The sequence below is a fragment of the Pseudonocardia pini genome, assembly GCF_013870575.1.
Taxonomy (GTDB): Bacteria; Actinomycetota; Actinomycetes; order Mycobacteriales; family Pseudonocardiaceae; genus Pseudonocardia; species Pseudonocardia pini.
Map to the genome: position 1 here is coordinate 1 of NZ_JACBXB010000528.1, position 3,945 is coordinate 3,945.

Genomic DNA, 3,945 nt, shown 5'->3' on the forward strand with positions numbered 1-3,945 from the left:
CACCAGCGCCAGCAGCACCGGCGCGAAGAACACCCACCGCCAGTGCAGTGCCGTGAGCAGCCCGCCCACGACCATCCCGAGCGAGAACCCGCCCGCCGCGGCACCGGCGTAGACCAACACCGCCCGGTCCCGGGCCGGGCCCCGCGCGTAGGTCGTGGTGATGATCGACAGGCCCGCCGGGGCGGTGAAGGCCGCGGCCACGCCCGTCACGAAGCGGGCCCCGACGAGCATCCAGCCCTCGGTCGCGAGCCCACCCAGCCCCGAGAAGACCACGAACACCCCCAGCATCACCAGGAAGACCCGGCGCCTGCCGAGCAGGTCGGCGGCTCTGCCCCCGAGCAGCACGAACCCGCCGTAGCCGAGGACGTAGGAGCTGACCACCCACTGGAGCTCCCCCGTACCCAGCGCGAGGTCCGCGCGCATGCTGGGCAGCGCCACGCCCATCATCGAGATGTCCACGCCCTCCAGGAAGATCGCCCCGGACAGCACGAGCAGCAGCGCCCAGGCGCGCGGGGAGAGACGGTCGAGCACGGTCATCGGAACCCCCGAGAGTTACTTCTTGATACCGACCGCATCGTGCGTCACCATGGCGAACCATGGAAGACGGCACTTCTCCGGAACCGAGTTCCTGCGCGGTAACCGAGGACGACCCCTTCCAGTGGGACGCCCGGGAGGACTGCGAGGTCCGCCAGATCCTCGACCGGATCGCGGACAAGTGGTCACTGCTGGTCATCGCCCTGCTGGAGCGCCGGACCATGCGGTTCACGGAGCTGAAGCGAGAGATCGACGGCGTGAGCCAGCGGATGCTCACCGTGACCCTGCGCCAGCTGGAGCGGGACGGGCTGGTCCACCGCAAGGTGCACGCCACGGTCCCGCCGCGGGTGGACTACTCCCTGACCGACATGGGCTGCACCCTGCACGACACCATCAAGCCCCTGGTCACCTGGACCGAGGCACACCAGCAGCAGATCATCGCCGCCCGCGCGAGCTACGACCGGGCGGCGGCCCCACCGGCCTGAACGAGCCGCTCCACGCCGTCGAGGAGCAGCGCCAGGCCGAACTCCCAGGCCTGCTCGGGGCAGTCGTCGTCGAAACCGCCCCGCTCCCAGATCCGGGTCATGGTCGGGAAGCGCTCGGTCGAGAAGTAGGTGCCCCAGAAGCCCGCCCGGGACTCCCAGTAGTCGTCCGTGGTCATGCCGGTCCGCGACGCCACGGACGTGTCGGTGACCGCGGCACGCGCCGCGCCGAACACGTGGGACTCGACGAGCCCGGCCACCCGCACGACGGTCGTCTCCGGCAGGCCGGTGAGCAGGACGGCTCGGTAGAGGTCCTCCTGCGCGTCGAGCACGTGGGGGCCCAGCGGCATCCGCCAGAGGTTCGACCGGATCAGCCACCGGTGCTCCTGGTACATCCGCCAGGCCTCGTGCGCGTGGAACTCCACCTGTGCCCGCCACGGCAGCGCCCGGTCCGGCAGGGCCCGGTCCGCGTACGCGCGGTCGATCATCAGCTCGAACAGCTCGTCCTTGCCGGGCACGTAGGTGTACAGGCTCATCGCCCCCACGCCGAGGTGCTGGGCGACCTTGCGCATGGACAGCTCGTCGACGCCCAGCTCGGTCGCGACCTCCATGGCCCCGACGACGACCTGGTCCAGCGTGAGCCGCTGTTTCGGCCCGCGGGTCGGCGGCGGGGGCGGGTCCCACAGCAGCTGGAGCATGGCCTGCCCCTCGGGCGTCCCCCACTGCTCGCTGACCGGTTCGTCCACTTCTGCGAAACTCCTTCGCGCAACTCACTCCGTACGGTGTACCTTATACCGAGATAACGCAGTACGCCGTACGGAATGCGGAGAGCTGATGATCCACACCGAAGCGCTCACCCGGTCCTTCCGGGTGGGCAAGGAGACGATCGAGGCGGTGCGCGGCATCGACCTCGACGTGGCGGAGGGCGAGCTCGTCGCGTTCCTCGGCCCCAACGGCGCCGGCAAGTCGACCACGCTGCGCATGCTGACCAGCCTGCTCCCGCCCTCGTCGGGATCGGCGCAGGTCGCGGGGGTCGACGTCGTCGCCAAGCCCGCCGAGGTCCGCCGCCGCATCGGCTACATCGGCCAGAAGGACGGCGCGGGCCACAACTACCGGGTCTGGGACGAGCTGGTCATGCAGGGCCGGTTCTACGGGATGAGCAAGGCCCAGGCGGTGGCGAACGGCGAGGACCTGCTGCGCACGCTGGACCTGGACGCCCTGCGGATGCGCAAGGTCAGCACGCTGTCCGGCGGGCAGAAGCGCCGGCTGGACATCGCGCTCGGCCTGATCCACGCGCCGGGCCTGCTGTTCCTCGACGAGCCGTCCACCGGGATGGACCCGCAGAACCGGGCCAACCTGTGGGAGCACATCACGCGGATCCGTGAGCAGCGCGGCACCACGATCGTGCTCACCACGCACTACCTCGACGAGGCGGACGCGATGGCCGAGCGGGTCGTGATCATCGACCACGGGCGGATCATCGCCGACGACACCGCCGACGCGCTCAAGCGCAAGCAGGCGGGCGACCGGCTGACCGTGGTGGTGCGGCCCGCCGACGCCGACCGCACGCGCGGCCTGCTCGCCACCGAGGGGTCCGAGCCCGCCGAGAAGCCGGACCCGGACGGGGTCGCCCTGTCGATCCGCGTCGAGGCCGCCTCGCACGCCATGCCCGGCGTGCTGGAGCGGCTGCGCACCGCCGGTGTGGACGTGCTCGCCGCCTCCGCCCGCCAGCCCACGCTCGACGACGTGTTCCTCAACCTCACGGGCCGCAGCCTGCGCGAAGGAGAGTCCTGATGGTCGCCCTGAGCCTGCCCGCACCGCCGCGCACGAGCGTGCTCACCGACGTCGGGCACGTCTGGTGGCGGGAGACCCTCACGATCGTGCGGGACCCGTTCTCGCTGATCTTCTCGCTGGTCCAGCCGCTGGTGTTCCTGGGCTTCTTCGGCCCGCTGCTGTCCGGCCTGGCGGGCGACGGCGCCCTGTTCGGCGGGTCGTCGCTGCAGTGGTTCCTGCCCGGCGTCGTCGTGATGATCACCATGTTCGGCACGTCGATGACCGGCGCGAACCTGCAGTTCGAGATCATGACCGGGGCGTTCGAGCGGATGCTGGCCACCCCGCTGGCCCGCTCCTCGCTGATGGTCGGGCGGGCGCTGAAGGAGCTCACGCCGCTGGTGGTGCAGGCGGCGATCATCACGCTCGTCGCGATCCCCTTCGGCTTCGTGCTGTACCCGATGCACGTGGTCGTGGGGCTGGTGATGCTCGGGATCTTCGGCGTCGGCGTGGGCGCGCTGTCGTACGCGCTGGCGATCGCGGCCCGCAAGACCGAGTGGATCTTCTGGGCGGTGCAGCAGTCGCTGCTGTTCCCGCTGCTGATCCTCTCCGGGATGATGCTGCCGCTGGAGACCGGGCCGGGCTGGATGCAGGTGGTGTCGAAGTTCAACCCGCTCACCTACATCGTCGACGCCGAGCGGGTGCTGTTCTCCGGCACCTTCGGCTCCCTGACGATCGTGTGGGGCTTCGTGGCCGCGCTCGTCACCGCTGCCGTGGGACTGTTCGTCGGGGTGCGCTCGATCCGCAAGGCCACCATCTGAACAGCTGTGAGCGGCGATAGTCGCCATAGCGACTGTCGCCACTCACAGCTACCGGGGGAGGACGACGACGGGCACCGGGGAGTGCCTCACGAACTTCGTGGCGCGCGAGCCCAGGAAGACCCGGGTCAGCGGGCCCGGGGCGCTGGAGCCCAGGGCCAGCACCTCGGTGTCCTCCCAGCCCGCGGAGACCAGCGCCTCGTGCAGGTCGGCGCCGACGGCGATCTCCGCCTCGCCGTGCACGTCCAGGTCGGCGAGCACCTGCTTCTGCGCCGCCGCCATCTGCTCGCGCCATTGGGCGAGCACCTCGTCCTCCGCGTCGAGCCCCACCTCCGGCGGGA

Annotated in this window: 6 protein-coding genes; 3 read left to right on the forward strand and 3 right to left on the reverse strand. The window is 70.7% G+C overall.

Features of this window, described 5'->3' with window-relative positions:
- A partial coding sequence (locus tag H5J29_RS23960; protein ID WP_181783288.1) for an MFS transporter occupies nucleotides 1-537 on the reverse strand: 537 nt, incomplete at its 3' end.
- Between the two features lie 59 nt (nucleotides 538-596).
- Between H5J29_RS23960 and H5J29_RS23965 the strand changes: the two genes are divergently transcribed.
- Nucleotides 597-1,019: a winged helix-turn-helix transcriptional regulator gene (locus H5J29_RS23965; RefSeq protein WP_181783289.1), complete on the forward strand. Its 423-nt coding sequence runs from the start codon at nucleotides 597-599 to the stop codon at nucleotides 1,017-1,019.
- Here the strand turns inward: H5J29_RS23965 and H5J29_RS23970 are convergent.
- Nucleotides 989-1,762 (reverse strand): TetR/AcrR family transcriptional regulator, encoded by a 774-nt coding sequence (locus tag H5J29_RS23970; RefSeq protein ID WP_312858375.1) that lies wholly within the window; start codon nucleotides 1,760-1,762, stop codon nucleotides 989-991. The genes H5J29_RS23965 and H5J29_RS23970 overlap by 31 nt on opposite strands.
- 88 nt (nucleotides 1,763-1,850) lie before the next feature.
- On the opposite strand from H5J29_RS23970, the gene H5J29_RS23975 reads away from it, so the two are divergent.
- A complete protein-coding gene (locus tag H5J29_RS23975) occupies nucleotides 1,851-2,810 on the forward strand; it encodes an ABC transporter ATP-binding protein (RefSeq protein ID WP_181783290.1) in 960 nt (319 codons plus the stop codon).
- Entirely contained in the window at nucleotides 2,810-3,607 is a 798-nt protein-coding gene (locus H5J29_RS23980) for an ABC transporter permease (protein WP_181783291.1), read from the forward strand. Before H5J29_RS23975 ends, H5J29_RS23980 begins: the two co-directional genes overlap by 1 nt.
- Before the next feature lie 48 nt (nucleotides 3,608-3,655).
- On the opposite strand, the gene H5J29_RS23985 is transcribed toward H5J29_RS23980, so the two are convergent.
- Nucleotides 3,656-3,945: universal stress protein (locus H5J29_RS23985; RefSeq protein WP_181783292.1), on the reverse strand; the 290-nt coding region annotated here is incomplete at its 5' end.